This is a genomic window from Paraburkholderia guartelaensis (assembly GCF_004353905.1).
GTDB classification, from domain to species: Bacteria; Pseudomonadota; Gammaproteobacteria; order Burkholderiales; family Burkholderiaceae; genus Paraburkholderia; species Paraburkholderia guartelaensis.
Genome location: NZ_SMOD01000028.1, coordinates 65657 through 89571, shown reverse-complemented (window position 1 = coordinate 89571; position 23915 = coordinate 65657). Strand labels below are relative to the sequence as shown.

General features: G+C 67.0%; 20 protein-coding genes and 1 pseudogene. 9 read left to right on the top strand and 12 right to left on the bottom strand.

Annotation, left to right across the window (positions count from 1 at the left end):
* Nucleotides 1-15: 15 nt before the first annotated feature.
* The 6 genes and pseudogenes from E1N52_RS29910 to E1N52_RS29885 all read right to left on the bottom strand — a co-directional run bounded on the left by E1N52_RS29910 (nt 16) and on the right by E1N52_RS29885 (nt 7633).
* On the bottom strand, nt 16-876 hold the full coding sequence (locus tag E1N52_RS29910) for a polysaccharide deacetylase family protein (RefSeq protein WP_133186617.1): 861 nt from the start codon (nt 874-876) through the stop codon (nt 16-18).
* Nucleotides 873-3416 carry an MMPL family transporter gene (locus tag E1N52_RS29905; protein WP_133186615.1) on the bottom strand — a complete coding sequence of 848 codons (2544 nt, stop codon included), beginning with the start codon at nt 3414-3416 and terminating at the stop codon, nt 873-875. Before E1N52_RS29905 ends, E1N52_RS29910 begins: the two co-directional genes overlap by 4 nt.
* Entirely contained in the window at nt 3416-3985 is a 570-nt protein-coding gene (locus E1N52_RS29900; protein ID WP_246089267.1) for an outer membrane lipoprotein carrier protein LolA, read from the bottom strand. Before E1N52_RS29900 ends, E1N52_RS29905 begins: the two co-directional genes overlap by 1 nt.
* Nucleotides 3986-4158: 173 nt before the next feature.
* A pseudogene (locus tag E1N52_RS29895) lies at nt 4159-5115 on the bottom strand (LpxL/LpxP family acyltransferase); the annotation flags it as partial.
* The gene (locus tag E1N52_RS29890) at nt 5112-6896 is read right to left on the bottom strand and encodes an AMP-binding protein (RefSeq protein ID WP_133186678.1); all 1785 of its coding nucleotides are present in this window, start codon (nt 6894-6896) and stop codon (nt 5112-5114) included. The pseudogene E1N52_RS29895 and the gene E1N52_RS29890, both read right to left, overlap by 4 nt.
* A gap of 68 nt (nt 6897-6964) precedes the next feature.
* The gene (locus E1N52_RS29885; protein WP_133186609.1) at nt 6965-7633 is read right to left on the bottom strand and encodes a COG4648 family protein; all 669 of its coding nucleotides are present in this window, start codon (nt 7631-7633) and stop codon (nt 6965-6967) included.
* Nucleotides 7634-8160: 527 nt separating this feature from the next.
* Between E1N52_RS29885 and E1N52_RS29880 the strand changes: the two genes are divergently transcribed.
* From E1N52_RS29880 to E1N52_RS29870, 3 genes are all read left to right on the top strand, one after another.
* The gene (locus E1N52_RS29880) at nt 8161-8421 is read left to right on the top strand and encodes a phosphopantetheine-binding protein (RefSeq protein WP_133186676.1); all 261 of its coding nucleotides are present in this window, start codon (nt 8161-8163) and stop codon (nt 8419-8421) included.
* A gap of 71 nt (nt 8422-8492) precedes the next feature.
* Nucleotides 8493-9209: a 3-oxoacyl-ACP reductase FabG gene (gene fabG, locus E1N52_RS29875; RefSeq protein ID WP_133186607.1), complete on the top strand. Its 717-nt coding sequence runs from the start codon at nt 8493-8495 to the stop codon at nt 9207-9209.
* Nucleotides 9210-9449: 240 nt separating this feature from the next.
* Nucleotides 9450-10208, top strand: a complete 759-nt coding sequence (locus tag E1N52_RS29870) for a glycosyltransferase family 2 protein (RefSeq protein WP_133186605.1) — start codon at nt 9450-9452, stop codon at nt 10206-10208.
* 15 nt (nt 10209-10223) lie between these two features.
* Here the strand turns inward: E1N52_RS29870 and E1N52_RS29865 are convergent, their stop codons facing one another.
* The gene (locus E1N52_RS29865) at nt 10224-13802 is read right to left on the bottom strand and encodes an indolepyruvate ferredoxin oxidoreductase family protein (RefSeq protein WP_133186603.1); all 3579 of its coding nucleotides are present in this window, start codon (nt 13800-13802) and stop codon (nt 10224-10226) included.
* Nucleotides 13803-14060: 258 nt separating this feature from the next.
* Between E1N52_RS29865 and E1N52_RS29860 the strand changes: the two genes are divergently transcribed.
* The 4 genes from E1N52_RS29860 to E1N52_RS29845 all read left to right on the top strand — a co-directional run bounded on the left by E1N52_RS29860 (nt 14061) and on the right by E1N52_RS29845 (nt 18475).
* Complete coding sequence (locus tag E1N52_RS29860; protein WP_133186601.1) at nt 14061-14672, top strand: hypothetical protein; 612 nt, start codon at nt 14061-14063, stop codon at nt 14670-14672.
* A gap of 302 nt (nt 14673-14974) precedes the next feature.
* On the top strand, nt 14975-16132 hold the full coding sequence (locus E1N52_RS29855) for an HPP family protein (protein ID WP_133186599.1): 1158 nt from the start codon (nt 14975-14977) through the stop codon (nt 16130-16132).
* A gap of 121 nt (nt 16133-16253) precedes the next feature.
* Entirely contained in the window at nt 16254-16667 is a 414-nt protein-coding gene (locus tag E1N52_RS29850; RefSeq protein WP_133186597.1) for a MarR family winged helix-turn-helix transcriptional regulator, read from the top strand.
* Nucleotides 16668-16672: 5 nt separating this feature from the next.
* Nucleotides 16673-18475 carry a chloride channel protein gene (locus E1N52_RS29845; protein ID WP_133186595.1) on the top strand — a complete coding sequence of 601 codons (1803 nt, stop codon included), beginning with the start codon at nt 16673-16675 and terminating at the stop codon, nt 18473-18475.
* Between the two features lie 16 nt (nt 18476-18491).
* On the opposite strand, the gene E1N52_RS29840 is transcribed toward E1N52_RS29845, so the two are convergent.
* The 4 genes from E1N52_RS29840 to E1N52_RS29825 form a co-directional block, all read right to left on the bottom strand.
* Nucleotides 18492-18899 (bottom strand): DUF2000 domain-containing protein, encoded by a 408-nt coding sequence (locus tag E1N52_RS29840; RefSeq protein WP_133186593.1) that lies wholly within the window; start codon nt 18897-18899, stop codon nt 18492-18494.
* 91 nt (nt 18900-18990) lie between these two features.
* Nucleotides 18991-19848, bottom strand: a complete 858-nt coding sequence (locus tag E1N52_RS29835) for a sigma-70 family RNA polymerase sigma factor (protein WP_133186591.1) — start codon at nt 19846-19848, stop codon at nt 18991-18993.
* Nucleotides 19845-20321 carry a carboxymuconolactone decarboxylase family protein gene (locus E1N52_RS29830; protein ID WP_133186589.1) on the bottom strand — a complete coding sequence of 159 codons (477 nt, stop codon included), beginning with the start codon at nt 20319-20321 and terminating at the stop codon, nt 19845-19847. The genes E1N52_RS29835 and E1N52_RS29830 overlap by 4 nt, the downstream gene beginning before the upstream one ends.
* Nucleotides 20322-20463: 142 nt before the next feature.
* A complete protein-coding gene (locus E1N52_RS29825) occupies nt 20464-21234 on the bottom strand; it encodes an alpha/beta hydrolase (protein ID WP_133186587.1) in 771 nt (256 codons plus the stop codon).
* A gap of 181 nt (nt 21235-21415) precedes the next feature.
* On the opposite strand from E1N52_RS29825, the gene E1N52_RS29820 reads away from it, so the two are divergent.
* On the top strand, nt 21416-22036 hold the full coding sequence (locus tag E1N52_RS29820) for a TetR/AcrR family transcriptional regulator (protein ID WP_133186585.1): 621 nt from the start codon (nt 21416-21418) through the stop codon (nt 22034-22036).
* Here E1N52_RS29820 and E1N52_RS29815 read toward each other — a convergent pair.
* Complete coding sequence (locus tag E1N52_RS29815) at nt 22021-22797, bottom strand: SDR family NAD(P)-dependent oxidoreductase (protein WP_133186583.1); 777 nt, start codon at nt 22795-22797, stop codon at nt 22021-22023. The genes E1N52_RS29820 and E1N52_RS29815 overlap by 16 nt on opposite strands.
* A 186-nt stretch (nt 22798-22983) precedes the next feature.
* On the opposite strand from E1N52_RS29815, the gene E1N52_RS29810 reads away from it, so the two are divergent.
* Nucleotides 22984-23883 (top strand): LysR family transcriptional regulator, encoded by a 900-nt coding sequence (locus tag E1N52_RS29810; RefSeq protein WP_133186581.1) that lies wholly within the window; start codon nt 22984-22986, stop codon nt 23881-23883.
* Nucleotides 23884-23915 lie beyond the last annotated feature (32 nt).

Genomic DNA, 23915 nt, shown 5'->3' with positions numbered 1-23915 from the left:
TGGCGCAGCGGTGGATCAGGGTTGACCGGCCTCGCCGTCGAGGCACGCGCGCAGTGTGGTCCACTGCAGCTGGCGTTCGGCGGCGGCGCGCAGGAGCGGCGGCAGCACGTCGAGCACGAGCGGCTCGCCGCGCGCGTCGCGCGCCGCGTGGCCGTCGTGCACGAGCAGGATGTCGCGGGCAGCCAGTCCATCGAGCAGACGGTGCGTGACCGTGCCGGCGTCTTTCGCGCGGGTGTCGAAGCCGCGCCGCGTCCAGCTCGCGAGGTGCAGGCCGAGGCCGCACAGCACCGGCTCGAGGAACGGATTGCGCAGGCCAGCCGGTGCGCGGAAAAAGCGCGGCGGCGTACCTGCGATTTCGGTAAGCGTGCGCTGCGCCGCCTCGATCTCGCGCTTCATCACGAGCGGCCCCGAGACCGAAAACGTATGCCGATGGCTCTGACTATGGTTCTCGACGGCATGGCCGCGCGCCACGATCGCTTCGACCAGATGCGGGTGGCGTTGCGCCAGATCGCCGATGCAGAAGAACGTTGCGCGCGCATCGAAGTGGTCGAGCAGGTCGAGCACGCGCGGTGTCACTTCGGGGTCCGGACCATCGTCGATGGTGAGCGCGATGCGCTGCCCCGCGTGTTCGGGCAGGCGCGTCCAGTTCGGGCCGAGCAACGCGCTGCGCGGCCACAGGCCCGCGGCGATGAGCGCGAGATGCGACGCGACCACGCTGCCCGCGGCCCACGGCCATGCGTGCGGCTGCGCGACCAGGGCGGCGGCCGCGCCCGCGTGCACCGCCGCCGCGCCGCAAATGGACGGCGACGGCATCCAGCGGCGCGCCGTGGCGGACGCGGGCGTCACACGCGTAGTGGGCAACGAAGCCGAGTTCATGCGCGGCCTCCGTGCGGGTGGGTCATATGCGCGCGTTCGGGGCGCGGGCGAGCGGGCCGCCGCTCGTCGGGGGTATCGGCGGCCACGTGCGCCTCGGCGCTGCTGTGCACGAGCGGCGGCGCGAGAATCGCCGCGAATACGAGCGCAAGCATCGCGCCGGGCCCGACCGTCAGCCCGAACGTTTCGAGCAGCGGCACATGAGACAGCGAGAGCAGGCCGAAGCCCGCCACCGTCGCGAGATTGGCGACGAGCAGCGAGACGAGCGTGCGCGGCGTGATGCCCGCTGCGTCGTCGCGCTTGCAGAAGAACAGCGCATAGTTCGAGCCCACCGCGACGATGAGCAGCATGCCGACCAGGTGCAGGATGGTGAGCGATACGCCCGCCAGTGCGAATCCCGCCGCCACGACCAGCACCGACGCGACGAGCGGCGCGAGCGCCCTCGCCGCACGCGAGAACGAGCGTAGCGCGAACACCAGCAGTAAGACGATAACGACGAAACCCGCGAGCGAGAGGCGAATGTCTTCGTGCACGTAGTCCACGTACATGCGGTCGGCTTCGGCCTTCATGTCGACGAAGAGCGCGCCCGGCACGTTCGCACGGGCGACGGCATCGCTCACGGAGCTGGCGTCGAGGCTCGGCGTATTCACGGCTTGCGCGCTTTGTGAATGGCGCGGCGCGCGCAAGGCGAGCATGGCGCTCCACTGGCCGTCGCGCTGGGTCAGGAGCGCATCGACGGCGAGCGCCATCGACGTGCCCTTGAGGTCCGCGCGCGTGACGAGCGGCGCGTTGCGCGCCGCCTCGACGTCGGCGAGGAACGGCGTGAAGGCGTCGGGCCTCACGTCCACCGGCTGGTTCTTGATCGCCTCTTGCAGGCGCGCCGTGAGCACGTCCTTGCCGGGCAGGCTCGCGAGGCGCGCACGCTGTGTGGCGTCGCTCGGCAGGTAGCGCGCGGGGCTCTCGAAGCCGCCCAGCACGCCACGCTCGACGAGCGGCTGCAGTTGCGCGCCGACCTTCTCCGCGCCTTCGAGCGCGGCCTGCTCGCTCGCGGCCGGAATCACCACGAGATAGCGCACGTCGGGCGCGCCCACGTCCGCGCGCAGGCGCGTGTCGAGCGCCTGGCTCGCGGTGGGCACCGGGCTCAGGGAGGAAAGTTCGTGGCTCCAGAGGTCGTCGCGATGCAACCAGAGCGACGCCAGCGCGGCGAGCACGAGCGCCGCGAGCGGCCAACGCAGGCGCGGCGCGGCGTGCGCGAGTCGCGCGAGCGAAGCGCCGATGCGCGAGACATCACGAATCGCGACTGCGCCGCCCGACAGCTGCGGCAGCACGAAGCGCGTGACGAGCGCGGCGCTCACGAGGCCCGCAATCGAATAGAGCCCGAGTTGCACGAGGCCGGGGAAGCCCGAGAACAGCATCGTCGCGAAGCCGCACACCGAGGTCAGCACGCCAAGGCGGATGGTCGGCCAGTAAGCGGCGAGCCATGCGCGCATCGTCTCGCGGCTCTGAGGCGCGCCGCGGGGGCCGCCTTGCGACGACTGCACGAACAGATAGATCGAATAGTCCACCGCCTCGCCCATCAGCGTCGTGCCGAAGCCGAGCGTCAAACCATGCACCGTGCCGAACACGAGCGAAACCGTGGCAATGCCCGCCGCCACGCCCGAGAACACCGGCAGGAGCCCGAGCCCCAGCGTGCGCGGCGAGCGGTACAGCGTGAGCAGCAGCGCGACGATCAGCACGAGGCTCAGGGTGGAGAGGCGTTCCACGTCGTGGCGAATCGCGTCGCGCGTGGCGACGCCGAACACGCCCGGCCCCGTCAACGATACCTGGTAGGCCGAAGCATTGGGCAAGGTGCGCGTGGCGGCGGCAAAGGCGGCGCGCACGGCGTCGATGGCGTGGGACTGGGCGTCGGTATCGGAGCCGGCAGCTGCCGTTTGCGCCACCAGCACGGCGCGCCGGCCGTCGCGCGAAGCCCATACGCCGCCGCGGCTCGCAGGCTGCGCCGCGCTGTCGAGCTGGCCGACCATCGCCGCCACTTCGCCCGTGGGGTCGTGCGGCAGCAGGTCCTTGGCAACGAGGCCCGCCGACGAAGTCAGCAGATCGAGGCTCTCGCCCAGCGCCTCGTGCAACCCTCGTTCCGTAAAGTGCTGCGGCGTGACCGCGGGGCTCAGCACATAGCGGTGCGCGAACATGAACTGCTCGTCGCGCGCGTCGTTCTGGCCCGAGCCGTTGTGGATCGCCACGAATTGCGGGTCGGCGCGCAAGGTCGCCGCCACGCGGCGCGAAAGTTCGGCGCGCGTGCTCTCGTAGCCGCCGTCGATGCCGACGAGAATCAGCCGGGAAGCCAGGCCGTCGCGCAGTTGATCGACGAGCACTTGCTGCGTGGGGCTCGGGGAGCGCGGCAGAAACGCCGAGAGATCGGCGGTGAAATTCGCGCGGCCGATCGCCACCGCGCACGCGACGAGGCACAGCAGCCACACCGCAACGGCGCGGCGCTGCACGAGCGCGAAGCCGCGCGCAAGGACCGGATGGGCGCGCGGGTCCATCAGTTCGCGTCCGCGGAAAGGGCATGCAGACGCATCACCGAATGATCGCCGTCTGCCTGCTGGATCGCGACGCTGCGCATTGCGTCGCGCGTGCCGTCGATCGTGATCGTGCTCACCACCTTGCGCATGCGCGAGTCGAGCGGCGTGAGCGTGAGCGTCCAGTCGTCGCCCTCACCCGTGAGCGCGACCTTGTACACCTGCTCCAGCGCGAAGCGGTTGCCCGCGAGCGTCGCACGGATGCTCTCGATGAACGCGCCCAGCTCCGGATAGCGAGCGAGCGCCAGCGTGTATTTGTGGTTCTCGCGCTGCACGGTCAACATGTCGCCGTCCACCACGAGGTGCTCCGGCTTCGGGTTCTGCGTGATCTTTTCCAGATGATCGGGCGCGACGAACACGAGTTCGCCCGACGACTCCACGGGCTGTGCCGCGATCGAGAGGTACTTCGTCTCGGTGAAGCTCGCGTGGCCGGACTTGTGCTGCGCGAGCGTGGACATCAGACGGTCGAGCGTCCAGGCGGGCTGCGCGGATTCGGCAGCCTGTGCCTGCGCGGCAGGCGCGGCCGCCGTCATGATGGAAGCGGCAATGAAAGCGGCGCTCGCCAGCGCACGCTGGCAGCGCGTGCGCAAGGTTGCGCAACGACGGATCGCGCTCATGCGTCGGTCACCTCGTGCACGGGAAGCTCGGCATGGGGGCGCGTCTCGCGGCGGCGCACCGGAGATGGCGCCGGCGCACGGGCCGCGGCGCTTGCTGCCGCGGTTGCCGATGCCGGCGCGCCAGCTTGCGCGCCCTGCTTGCCGCCCTGCCAGAAGTCGTAGTAGTTGAACCAGTTGTACGGCGCCTTGCGGCAATAGCGGTCGAGCAGCGCGACATAGCGCACGAGCGCCGTGTCGATGGCGCGCTGGCGCGCCTCGCGCGGCACGTCGGTGAAGTCCGCCAGCGTTTCGAAGTGCACGTCGTAGCGATTGCCGCCGCGATACAGGCCCGTCATGAACAGCACAGGGCGCTTGAGCATCGCGGCCATGTAGAGCGGACCGAGCGGGAACGCCGCCGGCTCGCCGAGAAACGCCATGCGGCGCATGGTGGCGTCGTCGTCGGCGAGCAGCGTGCGGTCCGCGAGCATGCCCACCATGCAGTTCTGGTCGAGACGCTCGTGCACCTTCAGCATCGAGCCGACCTGGCCGAGCCCGATCACTTCCGGTTTCGCCGCGGGATTCACGGCGGCGAGCGTCGCGTTGATCTTCTGCGCGTTCTCTTCGTACATCGTCACGACCACGCGCAGGTCGGGCCGCGTGCGGCCGAGCGCGCGCACGATCTCGAAGCTGCCGAGGTGCGCGCCCATCAGGAACACGCCGCGCCCCTTGGCGAGCGTCTCGTCCACGAGCGTATGGCCGTGCGGGCGGATATCGAACATGTCGAAGCGCGCGTTCGCCAGGTAGATGCGGTCGTGGATCGTCGAAGCGAACGTGAACACGTGGCGATAGATGTCGCGCCAATGCGCCGGGCGGCCCAGCACGCGGCGCAGGTAGTCGCGCGAGGCCGCGCACGCGCGCGGCGAAAACAGCACGAAATACAGCGCGATCAAATGCAGCAGCGCGCGGCCCGCGCGGCGCCCCAGGCGCAGCGAGAGCCACGTCATGACGCGCAGGAGCAGCGTGTTGCTGCGCTCCTGCTGGTTCGCCCAATCGGTGCGCTTGGTCATGGCTGCGCTCCGGTTTGCGCGCTCGCGCGCGTGAGCGGCTCGGCGCCGAGTGCGTCAACGGGCGCGTCACTGATGACGCCGCTCGCGACATCGCGCGCGCCCGCGCGCAGCGTGAAGCGGATCGCGCCGCTCGCCGCCGCGTCCCATGCGAGGTCGAGTGTTTCGCCCGGCGCGGCCGGGCTCAGGAATTTCGCGGTGCTGAGCTTGAACGTGGTGAACGGCCGGTTCAGCGCGTCGCCGATCGCGTCGATGGCGTGATCGAGCAGCACGACGCCGGGCACGATCGGGTGACCTGGGAAGTGGCCCGGCAGCGCGGGATGATCGGCGGGAATCGTGAACGAAAGCGTGGTCGCGGGTTCGGACAGTGCGCAACGCGTGTCCTTCGCGGTGGGCGCGAGGCCGCCGCGCATCTGCCGCACGACGAACGCCGCGAGCACGTCTTGCGGCAGCTTGCCGGTGTCGTTGCGCGGCAGGGAATCGACGAACAGGAGCGGACGCGGCAGAAACGCGCGATCAATGCGCTCGCGCAGCGCGCGCTGCAGATCGGCGAGCGTCAGCGTGGGCGCGACCACGAGCGCGACGAGGCGCTGCACGACGTCGTGTCCCGTATGCGCATCGTGCTCGAGGTGAGCGGGCATGAAGAACACGCCGTCCACCACGCCAGGAATCGCGTTGAGCTGATGGTTGAGGTAGGCGAGCGAGGTGCGTTTGCCCGCGATGTTGATGAGGTCCGCCTTGCGCCCGTGCAACAGGAAACGCTGCGCGTCGAGCAGTTCGATGGCGTCGCCCATCGGCACCGGTTCTTCCACATGGCCGCCCGAGACCCACATCGTCGGGCCTTCGTCGTCCTGGGCCGCGCTTTCGCGCGCTTCGAAGCGGACCTTCGGGAGCAGTTGCCACGTTGCGCCCTTCGCGGTGCGGCGCGTCGCGATCTGGCCGGTTTCGGTGCTGCCGTAGATTTCGACGAGCGGCGCCTTCAGGCGGGCTTCCGCTTCGAGTGCGAGCTTTTCCGAAAGCGGCGCGGTGGCGGAGAGCACCAGCTCGGCCGGCGGCAGCGCGTGACCGGTGGCGAGCAGCGCACGCAGATGGATCGGCGAGGTCACGAGCACGCGCGGGTGCGGCACGGCTTCGAGTTCGTCGCGGATATCGACGGGATAGAACGGCAGCCGGTTGCTGAACGCGAAGCCGCCGATCAGCGGGAGCAACACGGTCACTTCGAAGCCGTACATGTGCTGCGGCGGCACCGTGCCGACGATCGTGCAATCGTGCACGGCGAGCAGGCCGTGCCGCTCGGCCGCCGCGCGCACGCCCGCCACCAGCACGCCCCACGTCTTGCCATGCGGCACCGGCGCGCCGGTGGACCCCGACGTGAACACGTAGGCCGCGACGCGCGACGCATCGATCTGCGGGACGACGAAGGGCGCGTGCTCGTCGGCTTCCTGTTGGGCTTCGGGATACGCGAAACGCGGCAGGTCGATCGCGCAGTCAGGCGCATCGTGGAGGCAGAACGCGTCGGGTGCGAACGAGGCGAGCTGGCGCACCGTTTCCGGCGTCTGCGTGGAGGGCAGCAGGCTGATGCGGCTGGACACGAGCGCCGCGCACAGGCCGACGGTAAAGCGGTAGCGGTCGCGGCAGACGTTGAACACGTGGCCGCCCGCCGGCAGCGCCGCGGCCACACGCGTGACATCGGCGAGGAACGTGCGCACCGTAACGGGCGCGCCGTCGCGCCAGGCAATGACCTGGTCGGGCGACGTATGAAAAACGAGCGGATGAGTCTGCATAACTTCAGTCAATACGGATTCCTGCGTTGTTCCCTGCTTTGATTCAGGCTGGCGAGCGGCATCCATGATCAGGAATGCTCCGCGCGGGCCTGTGCCGTCTGCTGGGTCGTCTGCCGGTATGCGCGAATCGCGTCGAGCATGCCGGCATTCGGCTCGCCCGGCAGCGCGAAACGCCTGCACGCGTGCTCGGCGACGAACATCACCGCCACGAGCGGCAACGCCAGATAGTTGGCGAACGTCGACCACGCGACGATCGGTGCAACCGCGAACATCAGCGTCGAAACGCCGGCAATCGCGACGAAAAAGAGCGTCCACGCGAGCGTGATCTGGCGCGTATAGCGCGCAACGGCAGGCGTCAGCGCGCCGCCGTGGATCATCGACGCGAACTGCGTGCAAAGCGGCACGCGCCCCGCCGCGAGCGTGCGCCCGAACAGGAGCGCCATCGCGAGGTTGAAGCTCACATGCTCCAGATACAGTCCCCACTCAAAGTGAAAAGCAAGTGGCGTGCGCATGAACCACAGCGCGAGCACCACGAGCGTCCAGAGCGGCAGCAGCCACGCCCGGCGCGGCGAGCGCGCGGCGGCGGCCAGCGCGATCGCGAGCGGGGGCACGAGCGCCATGGCCAGGCCGAAGCCGTGCGCGCCCGGCGTCGCCACCGCGTAATGCGCGCCGATTTGCCAGCCAGCCACCGCCGCCACGCCAGCCACCGCGCGCGCCGCCGCAGCCACCGTGCTCATCGCCGGCCTCCGCGCACGCGCGCGCCAGGCCGCCGTGCGCACGGCGCCGGCTGGCAGGCGCCCCCGGTACGGTCCAGGACGGGTTGGCTGGGCGAGGAAAGCATCTGGCGAATATCGCAAATACGGTCGAAAGTGAATTGTATGGTTAGGCAAGCGCCACGAAACATCATAAGAAACGCAAGTATCGGGCCGGTTTCTTGCAAGCTCGTTCAGGCACGCACATTTTAAGATTGGCGGGACACGATCACCTGTCCTGCCAGACGCCGGTTTGTAACTGAATGTTCGGAATCGCGCCAGACAAGGCTTTTGTCCGATCCAGACAGGCCCGAAGCCGCGCAAGCGTCTCGCGCGTTCCGATCCCAAAAATGCGCGGCGCCTGGCACCGACCCTCTGTAACCCTTTCGCCTGGGAGCACCGTATACGCACCGAAACCCTTCACTTAGAATCCTGGTAACTTTTACATCAAACGAACCCTAAAAACGGGTGGCCGGCGCTTTCGGCCCGCACGCCCGGAGAGCCCACGCATGATGAACGCACTGGAACAAGAGCTCGCCACGCAGATCGTGAAAGAGCTGAATCTCGAAGATGTGTCGCTCGACGAAGTGAGCGCCGACACCCCGCTGTACGGCGAAGGCTTCGGGCTCGACTCGATCGATATTCTGGAAATCGCGCTGCTGATCTCGAAGAAGTACGGCTTCGAGCTGCGCTCGGACAACCCGGAAAACGAAAAGATCTTCGCCACGCTCGGTTCGCTCGCCGCCTATGTCGCGGCGCACCGCGTGCGCTGACGCGCGCTGCGCGCGGTCCCGTGACTGCCGGCGCCGGCCAGGATCTAGCCAGGATTGATGGAGGAAACCCCATGCGTGCACTCGTGACAGGCGGCAGCGGCGCACTCGGGCAGGCCATCAGCGTTGCGCTCGCGCAGGCGGGCCACGAGGTCTGGGTGCACGCGAACCGGCGTCTGGCAGAGGCCGAGGCCGTCGCTCAGCGCATCGTTGCGGCGGGCGGCAGCGCGCACGCCATCGCCTTCGACGTGACCGACGCCGACGCGGCCGAAGCCGCGCTCGCACGTCTCGTGGAAGACGCGCCCGTGCAGATCCTGGTGAACAACGCCGGCATTCACGACGACGCGCCGTTAGTGGGCATGAAGCGGGAGCAATGGCGCCGCGTGATCGACGTCTCGCTCAACGGCTTTTTCAACGTGACGCAGCCGCTTCTCATGCCGATGATCCGCACGCGCCACGGGCGCATCGTCAACATCGCCTCGCTCGCGGGTGTGATGGGCAATCGAGGCCAGGCGAACTACGCGGCCGCGAAGGCTGGGCTGATCGGCGCGACGAAATCGCTCTCGCTGGAGCTGGCCTCGCGCGGCATCACGGTGAACGCCGTGGCGCCCGGTATCATCGCGTCGCCCATGGCGGAGCACGCGTTTCCCGCCGAGCGCATCAAGCAGCTCGTGCCCGCGCAGCGCGCCGGCCAGCCCGAGGAAGTCGCGGGCATGGTGGCGTACCTGGTGTCCGACGCGGCCGCCTATGTGACAGGGCAAGTGCTCTCGATCAACGGCGGCCTGGCCTGAACACGCGGCGCGTTTTCCGCTGCTGCATCCTCTGAGGAAATACGAGTGTCTGTGCAACCCTTCGACGCAACGCGACAGTCGCGCTCCGCGCCCGGCACAAGCACGGGCGCAAGCGCCGAGGCACCCGGTTACGAAGTCCCCGCGCACGATGCGCCGGACTCCCGCCCTGGCGGTTATGCGCGCGCAGCGGCGCGACCTAAAATTTTTTCAGGGTCTCACGCGGTGGAAGCGCCCGCTGCCATGTCCACGCCTTCGTCCACGCATCTCGTCCTGATCCCGAGCTACAACCCGGGCGCCAAGCTCGAGGAGACCGTGCGCGGCGCCCGCGCGCAATGGAACCCCGTGTGGGTCGTGGTGGACGGCAGCACGGACGGCAGCGCCGCGCGCCTGCAGGCCATGGCCAACGACGACCCCGGCCTGCACGTCATGGTGCTGCCCGCCAACCGGGGCAAGGGCGGCGCGGTGCTCGCGGGGCTCGAAGCCGCCGCGGCGCGCGGATTCACTCACGTGCTGACGATGGACTCCGACGGCCAGCACCCCGCCGCGCTGATTCCCGAATTCATGGCCGCCTCGCAGGCCGCGCCCGAAGCCATGGTGCTGGGCCGGCCGAAGTTCGACGCGAGCGCGCCGCAACTGCGCGTGCAGGGACGACGCCTCTCGAACTTCTTTGCCGACTTCGAGACGCTGTGGGCCGGCATCGGCGATTCGCTTTACGGCTTTCGCGTGTACCCGATCGCGCCGCTCAAGTCGATCATGCACAGCCAGACGTGGATGCGCCGTTTCGACTTCGATCCCGAAGCCGCCGTGCGCCTGTGCTGGGCCGGCGTGCGGCCCATCCAGATCGAAGCGCCGGTGCGCTACTTCGGCGCCGATGAAGGCGGCGTTTCGCATTTCAACTACGTGCGCGACAACCTGCTGCTCGCGGGCATGCACCTGCGGCTCGTGAGCGGCTTCGCGCTGCGCCTGCCGCGCTTGATCGGCAGGCGCCTGCTTCCCTGAACGCTCGATGGCTTCTTACGCCGTGGCGCGCATCGCTGCGGGCGTGCGGTAGTCGGCCAGCAAGCGCTCCTGCTTTTTCCCGGCGGCAGCAAGATTGCGCGCCTTGACGTGGCCGAAGCCGCGAATCTCGTCGGGCAGCGCCGCAAGCTGCAGCGCGAGGGGCAGACGCTGCGCGTCGAGGCTCGTGCAGAATTCGTCCACGAGCGCCACGTATTGCGCAATCGAGCGGCGTTCGTCGCGACGCTCTTCGGTCTTGCCGAACACGTCGAACGCCGTGCCGCGCAGCCCCTTCATGCGGGCCAGCGTGCGCAACACCGGCAGCACCCACGGACCGAAACGGCGCTTCACGAGATGACCGTGCTCGTCGCGCTTGGCGAACAGCGGCGGCGCGAGCCAGAAGTTCAGCTTGTAGTCGCGGCCCGGCTCGCCTTCGAACTGCTCGCGCAGCTTCTGCAGATACGCAGGATCGGCATACAGACGCGCGACCTCGTATTCGTCCTTGTAGGCCATGAGCTTCGCGAGATTCACGGCAACGGCGCGCGTGAGCGGCAGCTTCGCGTCGCCGCCAAGCGCCGTCTCTTTCACGCGAATGCGTTCGACCACGCTGCGATACTGCTCCGCATACGCGGTGTTCTGATACGCGGTGAGCAACGCTTCGCGCGCGGCAATCACCTTGTCGAGCGATTCGGGCATGTGCAGAACAACCGCTTGCGGCTCTGCCGGCGTCTTGGTGAGCGCGCGCACGACCGCCTCGCCATGATGCGCGACGTAGCGGCCCCAGTTGAACGCCTGCTGGTTCTTTTCCACGGCCACGGCGTTCAATTCGATCGCGCGACGCAGGTGCGCGAGTTCGAGCGGCAGCCAGCCCTTTTGCCACGCATAGCCCAGCAGCAGCGGATTGCTGTAGATCGTATCGCCGAGCAGGGCCAGCGCGAGCGCATTGGCGTCCACGAACGCACACCCTTCGCCGATGCTCGCACGCAGTTCAGACTCGGTCTGCGCGCCCGGGAACGTCCACTTGGGGTTCTTGACGAATTCCGCAGTCGGCGTCGCGCCGCTGTTGATCGCCGCGACCGTCACGCCATGCTGGGTGCGCGAGAGCACGTCGCCCGAAGCGGAGACGATCGCATCGCAGCCGATCACGAGGCGCGCCTCGCCCGTGGCGATCCGCGTGGCGTGCAAGGCGGCAGGCGTCGCCGCCACCTGCACGTGGCTCAGCACGGCGCCGCCCTTTTGCGCGAGCCCAGCCATGTCGAGCACGGTCACGCCCTTGCCCGCAAGATGCGCGGCCATGCCGATCAGGCCGCCGATGGTCACGACACCCGTGCCGCCCACGCCCGTCACGAGAATGCCGTAAGGCTTCGCCAGTTGCGGGAGCACCGGCATGGGCAGCGCGTCGAAATCGATCGATGCGGCGCTGGACACGTTTGCCGCGCGCGGCTTGCGCAACTGCGCGCCCTCGGCCGTCACGAAGCTCGGGCAAAAGCCCTTCACGCACGAGAAGTCCTTGTTGCACGACGACTGATTGATCTTGCGCTTCGTACCGAGCGGCGTATCGAGCGGCTCGACGGACAGGCAGTTCGATTGCACCGAGCAGTCGCCGCAGCCCTCGCACACGGCGTCGTTGATGAACGCGCGGCGCGCCGGGTCGGGATAGGCACCGCGCTTGCGGCGTCGGCGCTTTTCGGTGGCGCAGGTCTGATCGTAGATCAGCACGGTGGTGCCGGCGATTTCGCGCAACGTGCGCTGCACGCTATCGAGCTGGTCGCGATGGTGAACATCCACGCCTGCGGGCAATACGATATTCGAGTCGTACTTTTGCGGCTCATCCGTGACGATGACGATGCGCTTCGCCCCTTCGGCATGCACCTGATGCGCGATCTGCGGCACGGTGAGCACGCCGTCCACGGGCTGGCCACCCGTCATCGCCACCGCGTCGTTGTAGAGAATCTTGTAGGTGATGTTGGCGTTCGATGCGATGGCCGCGCGAATCGCCAGCAGTCCTGAGTGAAAGTACGTGCCGTCGCCGAGATTCACGAACACGTGCTTGTCGCCCGAGAAGTGCATCTGGCCGAGCCACGCCACGCCCTCGCCGCCCATCTGGCTGAACGTTTCCGTCTTGCGGTCCATCCACATCGACATGTAGTGGCAGCCAATGCCCGCCAGCGCACGCGAGCCTTCGGGCACGTTCGTCGAGGTGTTGTGCGGACAGCCCGAGCAAAACCACGGCTTGCGCTCTACCGTTACGCGCGGCTTCGCTGCCTCACGCTCCTTCGCCTCGATGATCGCCACGCGCGCCAGCATGCGCGCGCGGACTTCCTCGGGCACGTCGGCGCGTGCGAGACGCCGCGCAATGGCCTTGGCGATCAGCGCGGGCGAGAGTTCGTAATGCGCGGGCAGCAGCCAGTTGCCGCGCGGCACCGACCATTCGCCGCCTTCGTTGTCGCGCTCGTCGAACTTGCCGTAGATCTTGGGGCGCACGTCTTCGCGCCAGTTGTATAGCTCTTCCTTGAGCGCGTATTCGAGAATCTGGCGCTTTTCCTCGACCACGAGAATTTCTTCGAGCCCGGTAGCGAAGCCGCGCGCGTCCTGCGCGTCGAGCGGCCACACACAGCCCACCTTGAGCACGCGTACGCCGATCTGCGCACAGGTTTCGTCGTCGAGGCCGAGGTCGGTGAGCGCCTGGCGCACGTCGAGATACGCCTTGCCCGCGGTCATGATGCCAAAGCGTGCGCGCGGCGAATCGATCACCACGCGGTTCAGCCGGTTCGCGCGCACATAGGCGAGCGCGGCGTACCACTTCTCGTCGAGCAGGCGCGCCTCCTGAGCGAGCGGCGTGTCGGGCCAGCGGATATTGAGGCCGCCTTCGGGCATCGTGTAGTCGGCGGGCGTGACGATTTCCACGCGATCCGGGTCGAGGTCGATCGACGCGGTCGATTCGATCACGTCGGTCACGCACTTCATGGCGACCCACAAGCCCGAGTAGCGGCTCATGGCCCAGCCGTGCAAACCGTAGTCGAGATACTCCTGCACGTTCGCGGGATAGAGCACGGGAATGCCCGCCGCGATAAGCGCGTGCTCGGACTGGTGCGCAACCGACGACGATTTCGCCGCGTGGTCGTCGCCCGCGAGCACGAGCACGCCGCCGCGCGCGTCGCTGCCCGCGGAGTTGGCGTGCTTGAATACGTCGCCGGTGCGGTCGACGCCGGGGCCTTTGCCGTACCACATGCCGAACACGCCGTCGCGCTGCGCGCCGGGCCAAAGATTGATCTGCTGCGTGCCCCACACGGCAGTGGCGGCGAGGTCTTCGTTCACGCCGGGCTGGAACACGATGTCGTGGGCCTGGAGATGCTTTTTCGCCTTCCAGAGCGACTGGTCGAGCGCGCCGAGCGGCGAGCCGCGATAGCCGGAGACGAAGCCCGCGGTATTCAGGCCGGCCTTGCGGTCGCGCGCCTTTTGCAGCATGGGCAGGCGCACCAGCGCCTGGGTGCCGCTGATGTACACGCGGCCTTTCTCCAGCGTGTATTTGTCGTCGAGAGAAACGGATGCGGCTAGCGATGCAGCGTCTACGGCGGCACGGTCTGGGGCGTTCATGGCGGGGCTGTCTCCGGAATCGGTACTTCATCAGTACGTTTTCCGGCCGAGTATAGGAAGCCGAAATGCCATCGTAAAATCACAAATTGGGAACACTGGTATGCGAAAAACGGATGGCTACGCGCAGAGAAAACCGTGCATCGAGCGGCGCTTGCTCAAGCCCCTCGGGCATTTGCCGTTAACACACGGGACCAGCAACCATTCATTCCGGAGTCCCGCTTGAACGCGAAACCGCGCGCTCTGCCATCTGCATTTGTTTTGTTCGGAACCCTGGCCGCAACGCTGATGATTAGCGGCTGCGTCTCGAGCCCCCGCGTCGCCACGGCACCCGCGCGTCCCACGACCGTGGTTGCCGCTCCCCCGCCGCCGCCCCCGCCTGTCGTCGTCGCACAACCCGTTTATGTGCCGCAGCCGTACGACGCCTATATTTCGGTTGTGCTCGACCGCGACGTGGTTTACGCCGGCGGCAACACGTATATCTGGATCGTGGGGTCGGATGGCCACCGCCAGCGCCGCTACTACGGCCGCGGCGACCTGCGCGGCGAAGTCCTGCACCGCCGCGCGGAATTGCGCGTGGTGATGGCGCACAACGAAGGCCATCTGCCGATGCAACACGCACGCATGCCCGAGCCGCAGCGCGTGCGCGTCACGATGCAGCCGCACGGCACGCCGCCGCATGGCTACCGGCCTCAGCCAGGCGGGCATCCGCCGGCACACACCGCCCAACATCGCCCGCCGCCCGCGCCGAACCGCAGCGCGAACGCCAGCGCCAACGCCAATGCCAATGCCGGCCATCACCGCCACCCCGATGGCCATCCCAACGCCGCGCCTGCGCCGCGTTTCGCGGGCCAGCCGCCGCATGCCGGCTAATGCTGGCTAGTGCCGGCTAAGGCCTAAGACCGGCTGAAGTTCGAACCGCCGGCCAGCGTTCGCTGGCCGGCCTTAAAGGCGCCGCCGCACCCCACTGGCGGCGCTTCCTCCCCCTGCCTCGCTTACCGCCACCCGCTGCGCGGTTGCCGTTGCGTCCCCCAAAATTCCCGTCTAACGCGCATCCGCGGCACAACATCGCCGCGACGAAGTGTCGCGATATATATCACATCGCGATATAATCCCTTTTCTTTGGGCGGCGCCGAGCCGTCTGCGGTCCATCCGTTCCAGATCCGTTCCGAATCGTGTCACGCTTCAAAGTCCTTCGCTGGCTCACCCGCTTCACCCCCTCCAGGGTCACCATCACATGGCGCGAGCGCCTGCGCTCGGGCGGCGGCGCGCTGGTCGGCATCGCGCTGACGGGTGCGCTCGCGCACCGGCTGCTCGGCGGCGATCCGAGCATTCCGTACCTGATCGCCCCCATGGGCGCCTCCGCCGTGCTGCTCTTCGGCGTGCCCGCCAGCCCGCTCGCGCAGCCCTGGTCGATCATCGGCGGCAACCTCGTTTCCGCCACCGTGGGCGTGACCGCGGCGATGTGGATCCATGACCCCGTGCCGGCCGCCGCCGTGGCCATCGCCGTGGCCATCGTCGCGATGTTTACGCTGCGCTGCGTGCATCCGCCTTCAGGCGCGGTCGCGCTGACCGCGGTGCTGGGCGGCCCCGCCGTGCATGCGCTCGGCTATGAGTTCGTATTCGTGCCCGTCGCGCTGCAGTCGTTCCTGCTGCTCGGCGGCGCGCTCGTCTATCACGCCGCCACGGGGCATCGCTACCCGCACGCCGCGCGACGCCCGAGAGTGGCGGGCCCTGTCCCCGCGCAGGCTGGTTTCACGCGCGCCGACCTCGAAGCCGTGCTGCGCGAGCGCGACGAAATGCTCGACATCGACACCGACGACCTCGAAGCCGTGCTCCAGGACGCCGAGATCCGCGCGTACGCGCGCAGCTTCGGCGAACTGACCTGCGCGGACGTCATGTCGGCCAATGTGGTCAGCATCACGCCCGCTACGACCGTTGGCGAAGCGCGCTCGCTGCTCAAGCGCCACGACGTGAAGGCGCTGCCCGTGGTGGACGCGCATCGCCAGGTGAAGGGCATCGTCACGCGCGCCGACCTCGCCGACGACGGGCGCGAGCGGCATCCGCTGCGTCTCATGCTCTACGCGATCGCGCGCATGTTCCGGCCGCACGCCGAGTCCGGCCAGAGCGTCGGCACGCTGATGACCACGCATGTGCTGACCGTCGCGAACACGACGCCGATCGTCGAACTCGTGCGTATTTTTGCGGGCCGCGGGCACCATCACGTACCGGTGGTCGATCACGAACACAGGCTCGCGGGCATCATCACGCAGGCCGATTTGATCTCGGGGCTCTATCACCAGGCGAAGACGCCGCAGCAGGCGCCGGCCTGAGCCGGTTAGCGGCCGGATTCGCGGCCATACACCTGGCCGAGATGCTGATGTGACGGGCGTTTTCGGGCGAAAATATCATGTCGTGATATATTAGGGGACTAAACCGTTCCAGGGACTCCCGATGAAAAAAAGCGCGCGCGACCTCGACAAGGTCGACTTTGAACAGCTGTCCGAATTTCGCTACCAGATGCGCCGCTTCGAGCGCTTCTCGGAGCAGGCTGCGCAGGCCGAAGGTATTACGCCGCTGCAATACCTGCTGCTGCTGCACGTGAAGGGCTATCCTGGCCGCACGTGGGCGACCATCGGCGAGCTGGCCGAGCGCTTGCAGGCGCAGCATCACGGCGTGGTGGCGCTTGTCTCGCGCTGCGAGGCGATCGAACTCGTCGAACGCCGCGTGAGCGAGCGCGACCGCCGCCAGGTGGAAGTGCATCTGCTCGCCGCCGGCGAAAAGCTGCTCGCGCGCCTGGCCGAACTGCATCGCGCCGAGTTGAGATCGCTCGACGGCGCATTCACCATTCCGCATATCGATCTTTAGACACCATGCATTCCGACGATTCCCACAAGCGCGACTTTTCGGCGAACGCACGCCTGCCCGGTATCAGCGTGCTGGCCGCCGTGATCGGCGTACTGGCCACGCTCGCGGCGTTCGTGCTGCTGAGCCTGATCCACTGGTTCACGAACCTGTTCTTCTTCGGCCAGTTCTCGTTCGCCGACCGCTCGCCCGCGCTCAACACGCTGGGGCCGTGGGTCATCGTCGTGCCGGTGATAGGCGGGTTGATCGTTGGGATGATGGCGCGCTTCGGCTCCGAGAAAATTCGCGGCCACGGCATTCCCGAAGCCATCGAAGCGATTCTCTTCGGCAAGAGCAAGATGTCGCCGAAGGTGGCCGTGCTCAAGCCGCTTTCGTCGGGCATCGTGATCGGCAGCGGCGGCCCGTTCGGCGCGGAAGGCCCGATCATCATGACGGGCGGCGCGCTCGGGTCGCTGCTCGCGCAGTGCGTGCGTGTCACGTCCGCCGAGCGCAAGACGCTGCTCGTAGCGGGCGCCGCCGCGGGCATGACCGCCGTGTTCGGCACGCCGGTCGCAGCCGTGCTGCTCGCGGTGGAGTTGCTGCTGTTCGAATGGCGCCCGCGCAGTTTCCTGCCCGTGGCCCTTGCGTGCGCGGTGGCCGGATTCGCGCGCTCCGTGTTCTTCGGCACGGCGCCGCTCTTCCCGATGCAGACGCTGCCGCCGCACGCCGTGGCGCTCTTTTCTTGCATCATCGCCGGGCTGTTGGCGGGCGCGCTCGCGTCGGGGCTGTCGGCAGCACTCTACAAGGTCGAGGACCTGTTCGGCCATCTGCCGCTGCACTGGTCGTGGTGGCCGGCCATCGGCGGGCTCGTGGTGGGCATTGGTGGCTTCATCGAGCCGCGCGCGCTCGGCGTGGGCTACGATGTAATCGGCGATCTGCTGCATCAGCACATCATTCTGCAGGTCGCCATTGCGATTCTGGTCGTGAAAGCCGTGATCTGGGTCGTGGCGCTCGGCTCCGGCACCTCTGGCGGCGTGCTCGCCCCGCTGCTCATGCTCGGCGCGGGGCTCGGCTCGGTGTTGAGCCACGTGCTGCCCGGCAGCGACCCGGCGCTGTGGCCGCTCGTGTGCATGGCGGCGACGCTCGGCGCCACGCTCGGCGCGCCGCTCACGGCCATCGTGTTCGCGTTCGGCCTCACGCACGACACCAATGCGCTGCTGCCGCTTCTCACGGCCACGCTGGTCGCGCACGGCTTCGCGACGGTTGTCATGAAGCGCTCGATCATGACCGAAAAGATCGCGCGCCGCGGTTATCACATCTATCGCGAGTACGGCGTCGATCCGCTCGAGCGCCATTACGTCGATGAAGTGATGACGCGCAATGTCGATACGATCGACGCGAACGTCACCGTGCGCGAAGCCCTCGAGCGCTATTTCGGATCGACCCAGCAGCGCCGCGCCTTCCCGGTGCTGCGCGACGGCGCGGTGATCGGCGTGGTGGATCGCGCGATGCTCGACGCCGTGCGCGCGAGCGCCTCGACCGAAGCACTGGATACGCCGCTCGAGTCGTTGCTCGCGCAACGTTCCCCCGACATGGCGCTGCCCGCCGAGACCTGCCGGCAGATCGCCACGCGTCTCGCGATTCACGGGCTCGAACGCCTGCCCGTGGTGGCCGACCGCGAATCGCGGCAGCTCGTGGGCATTGTCTCGCGCAGCGACCTCGTCAAGCTCTCGCTTTCGCACTTCGAGGAAGAGCACAAGAAGGAGCGCTTCCGCCGCATTCCCATGGGCAACAGCAAGCGGCGCTTTCCGCCGGTGCGCAAGGCGGGGTGATGGAAACGGCGCGCGTCTACTGATGCAGCGCCAGCCCCTTCACCGCCTTGTCCACTGCGTTCTTCGGGCCGTATAGCGCGATTCCCACCAGATCGGGATTCTCCGGGTCCTCGGCGCGAAAGACCTCGCGGTTCGCCGCGTCGTGGCCCGTCGAAAACATGGCGTGCACATACGGCACGATCGTGAGTTCGCGCGACACGCCGCGCCGCAGCGCCGCCTGCAGACCCACGACATCCGCGCCATAGATCATCATCGGCTGACCCAGCATCCTGCCGTAACGTTGCCCGCGCGCGTCTTCGTAGGGCTCGCCAAGCGCTTCGGGCACCGCCGCCGCGATGCCCGTGGCGAGAAACGCGGTCACATTGAGCTTCTGCCAGACCGCGAGGTTTTCCCGCACGACCAGCGCGACTTTCGTATCGAACATGCTGCCTCCTTTTTCGAGGCAGTCATGATCCGCGAGACGCGGCAGCAAGTCTGGAACGTTTGTGCACGGCAGCGCCCGGAAGCCGCGCGCCTCAGTGCAGATGCCGCAGCTTGTCCGGATTGCGCATCACGTAGATGGCCGTGACCTTGCCGTCTTCGATCTCGAGCGCGGTGGTCTGCAACTCGCCATCTGCCTCGCGCGTGACGAAGCCTGGCAGGCCGTTGATGAAACCCGCACGCACGAAAGTCGAGCCATTCTTGCGAAACAGGTCGGCTAGCTGCGCGTGGAACTTCATCACACTCTCGAAGCCGAACACCGGGTGGCCGATCGCCGGACGCTTGCCGCCGCCGTCCGCATGCATGCTCACGTCGTCGGCGAGCATGGCGCCCAGCGCGCTCATGTCGCCGCTGCGCGACGCCGCGAAGAACGCTTGCGCCAGTTCGAGGCCGCGCGCTTTCTCCACATGAAAACGCGGGCGCGCCTCTCTCACGTGAGTGCGGGCGCGCGCCGCGAGCTGGCGGCATGCGGCGCTCTCGCGCCCGATCGTGGCCGCGACTTCGTCGAACTCGAGCCCGAACACGTCGTGCAGCAGGAACGCCGCGCGCTCCAGCGGCGAAAGGCGTTCGAGCGCGAGCATGAGCGGCAGCGTGACGTCCTCCTGCTCGTCCTCTTCGACGACCGGGTCGGGCAGCCACGGACCGATATAGGTTTCGCGCTGATGCCGCGCCGACTTGAGCTGGTCGAGGCACATGCGCATCACCATGCGGCGCAGGAACGCCTCGGGCACACGCACCTCGTCGCGCTCCACGTCCGCCCAGCGGATGAACGCGTCCTGCACGATGTCCTCGGCGTCGGCGACCGAGCCGAGCATGCGGTACGCCACGCGGATCAGCTTGCGCCGCAACGGATCGAAACTCGCTGCGGCGTCCGTAAGGCCAGGGTCCGTCATGCGGCGACCATCTTCCTGGCCATGGCTCTCGCCGCCGCCGGATCGACCCACAGGCCGAAGCCGACCGCAAGGCGGTTCCAGCCGTTGATCACATTGATCATCAGCGTAAGCTTCACCTGCTCCTCCTCGGTAAAGTGGTCGGTGAGCGCCGCGCGCGCCTGTTCCAGCACATGACCTTCGGAAAGGCGCGTGAGGGCGTCGGTCCAGCCGAGCGCCGCGCGTTCGCGGTCGGTGTAGCAAGGCGCTTCTTTCCACGCGGACAGCAGGTAGAGACGCTGTTCGGTCTCGCCATCCTCGCGTGCGTGGGCGGTATGCATATTAAGACAGTTCGCGCAGCCGTTGATTTGCGACGCGCGCACCTCCACCAGCGCAATGAGGCTCGGCTCGAGGCTCCCGGACACGGCGAGCGAGGTGCCCATCCAGGACTTCATCAGGGTCGGAGCGGCGGCGAACAGGTCTAGCTTGGCGGTCATGGTTACATCTCCTTTCGGTTGGGTTGCCATGACATGACGAGACAGCCTGGGCCGCGTGTGACATTGGGGCAAAAAAAGTTCGACTGCGGCAAGCGAGCCGCCTCGGCCGGTATCGCGGCCGAAGGCGGCACGTCACGCTGCATCACTCTTTGCCCGACTGCGCTGCGGCTTGCTCGATGACCTTCGCCACTTCCGCCGGATGCGACATGTAGACGACGTGGCTCGAGTTGATCTCGACCGTCTTGCTGCCGGCGCGCTGGGTCATGAAGCGTTCCAGATCGGGATTGATCGCGCGGTCCGCCGTCGCCACGACGGCCCAGCTCGGCTTCGATCTCCAGGCAGCGTGCGTGATCGGAACGCCGAACGACTGCGCAGCGGGCGTCACCTGCGAGATGGCCATGAAGCGCGCCTCGGTGGCGGGCAAGTCGGCGGCGAAATCCTCGTGGAAATTGGCCGGGTCGATATACAGGTGGCCGTCGGCAGTGGCCTTGATCGCCGTGGTGGCCGGCGGCGTCTTCTTCGTCAGTTCGAGCGGCGATTCGCCCGTATCGGGCTGGAACGCGGCTACGTAGACAAGACCCGCGACCTTGTCGTCGTTGCCCGCCTCGGTCGCGACCGCGCCGCCGTAGCTGTGGCCGACGAGGATGCTCGGGCCGTCCTGGGCATCGATCACGCGTGTCGTCGCCTTCACGTCGTCGTCGAACGACGTTTCCGGCTCCTGCACCACGGACACCTTGTAGCCGTCGCGCGTGAGGATCTTCGACACGGCCTGCCAGCCCGAACCGTCAGCGAAGTAGCCGTGCACGAGCACGATGTTCTTGACCGGCGCGGCCGTGGCGGCCTGCGAGCCGAGCGCGGCGGCGGAAAGGGCAACGGCGGCGGCGATGCGGGTTACGTATGAGGAAATCTTCATTTTCATGCTCCGGGGAGTGAGGTGATCTTGAGAACTCGACAGGACATTGCCTGTTCGATGTAGCCATCCTACTAGTAGGATGGTTGAGAGGCAAGAAAAATTTTAGAGGGGGCTTGGGGTGGCAATTGGTCCCCGCTCCGCGTAAGCTATCGGTAATTCAACCGACTAGATGGTAGGCAAAATGACAGTTAGCGGCGAACTGACGGCCGACAGGATCATTGCGGCAGGACGGCAGCTCATCATGCGGCGCGGCTACAACGGATTCAGCTATGCCGACATCGCGGATGCGATCGACATTCGCAAGGCGAGCATTCACCACCACTTCCCCGCCAAGACCGATCTCGTCGTTGCCGTGCTGGACGCATGGCAGGAAGCGCTCGACGCCGATGTGGCGGCGCTGGAGACGAGCGGCGCTGACGCCATCGCACAGTTGCGCGCCTACATCGGCCATTGGGAGCGCTGCATTGCCGACGACACGGCGCCGTTCTGTGTCGCGGGCATGCTGGGCGCCGAGCTGCCTTCGCTGCCCGAAGAAGTGGCTCAAGGGGTGAAGACGTTCTTCGATCACCTGACTGCGTGGCTTGAACGGGTGCTCGAAGCCGGCGTGAAAGGCGATCTCCTCAAACTGGAGTCGTCGATTCACGCCGAAGCGGCCACGCTCGTCTCGCTGGTCTACGGCGCCATGCTCGCTGCGCGGGCGTATGCGAACGTCGAGCAGTTCAAGCAGGTAACCGAGGGCGCGGTCGAAAGACTGGTGAAGCCCCGCAAACGCACCCGCTCCACCGGTCAGGCGACCGAGTAGCCGCCGTCGGCCACCAGAGCGTGGCCAGAAACGTAGCTTGAGTCGTCGGAGGCGAGGAACGCCACGATCGTCGCCATCTCCTGGGCGGTGCCCCAGCGGCCAGCGGGCGTGCCGGCAGCGAACTGCTGCTGCACTTCGGCCGATGGCCAGATGCCGCGATGATGGAACGGCGTCTCGATCAACCCTGGGCACAGTGCGTTCACGCGTATGCCTTGGCGGAACCATTCGATCGACGCCGATTTGGTCATGCCGACTACTGCGTGCTTGCTGGCGATATACACCGACGCGTTCGCGAAACCGATCAGTCCGCCCATCGAGGCGTTGTTGATGATGCTGCCCGAGCCTTGCCCGAGCATGACTTCCGCTTCGTATTTCATCGAGTTCAACACGCCGCGCACGTTCAGCTCGAAGACCATGTCGAATCTTTCGGAATCCTGTTCGATGAGCGGCGCGAATACGCCCTCGGTTCCCGCATTGTTGAAGGCGATGTCGAGCCGCCCATAGGTCTGCACCGTGTAGTCGACAAGACGCTTGATGTCGGCTTCTTTCGAAACGTCCGCCACGAAGGCTGACGCTTCGCCACCCTGGGCGGCGATTTGCTGCACGACCTCGTCGAGTTCGCCCTTGCGGCGGGCCGCCACGACGACCTTCGCGCCGCGGCGGGCGAGTTCAAATGCAGAAGCGCGGCCGATGCCGGAGCTTGCGCCGGTCACGAGCGCAATTTTCCCTTCGAGCTGACGTTGTGTGCTGATCGTGTTCATGATGTCGTCCTTTGTTCCAGTGGATAGTCTGCAAAGTGGTCGATCTGGCGAGCTACGTTGCCTCACGCCTGGGACGAAGTATGGATAGTCGGCGCTCGAAGGTGAATGGAATAGTCACGCATTCACAATTCCTGTTTTGGGAATTTTCAACGACAATGACTCGTCATTCTCAGCGCAGGAACAATCATGCTCAATCGCCTTGATCTCCTGAGGATCTTTCTGGCCGCCTCGTCGTCTACGAGCTTTCGCGAAGCCGCCGCGCGACTCGGCGTTTCACCGCAAGTGGTCACGCGTGCGGTGCGTGAACTGGAGGAGCAACTGAGAGAAACCCTGTTCCATCGCAATACGCGACGTGTGCAGATCACGACGTTCGGCCAGTCGTTCGTCGCCCATGCACAGGCGGCGTTAGCGGGCGTCGACAGTCTGTTCGGCGAGGCCAGCAAGAGTGACGACGCAATGGGCGTTGTGCGCATTACCGCGCCGTCAGCCCTCGGTCGTTACTACGTCCAGCCGATTTTGATGGAATTGATGGCCCGTCATCCCGGTCTGATTGCCGACCTCAGAATCTCGGATGCCCCTTCTGCCGTGGTGGATGAGCAGATCGACGTAGGCGTGCGTGTGGGCGCAATTGGCGACAACCGGTATGTCGCGCGCGCTATCGGGCCACTACCGGTATGGACCGTCGCCTCGCCTGCATTGATCGAGCGGGTGGGAGAGCCGAAGAACCTGAAGGACCTGGAAGCACTACCTGTTACATGCTTGATCGACCCCGCAAGCGGCCGTCCGTGGCCATGGATATTTCGCGGAGAACGTCACTTCGAGCCCGCCGCGCCTGCATTCGTGACCAATGACACTTCAGTGGAAGTCAACGCGGCGTGTGCGGGAATTGGGTTCAGCCAATGTACCGAATATCTGATCCGGCCTTACGTTCAGCGGGGTCAACTCGTCCGGCTTTTACCCCGCCTCGATCCCGAACCCTGGAAACTATACGTTTATCGTCCCCAACGCGGCCCGGTATCGAGGCGAATTCGTGTCGTCTTCGACGAGCTGGTCGCCAAACTGCCCGTTGCAACTTTGCGTGAGTAGTTGGCGCGCGCTCTGAAGAACGAACGCCAGTT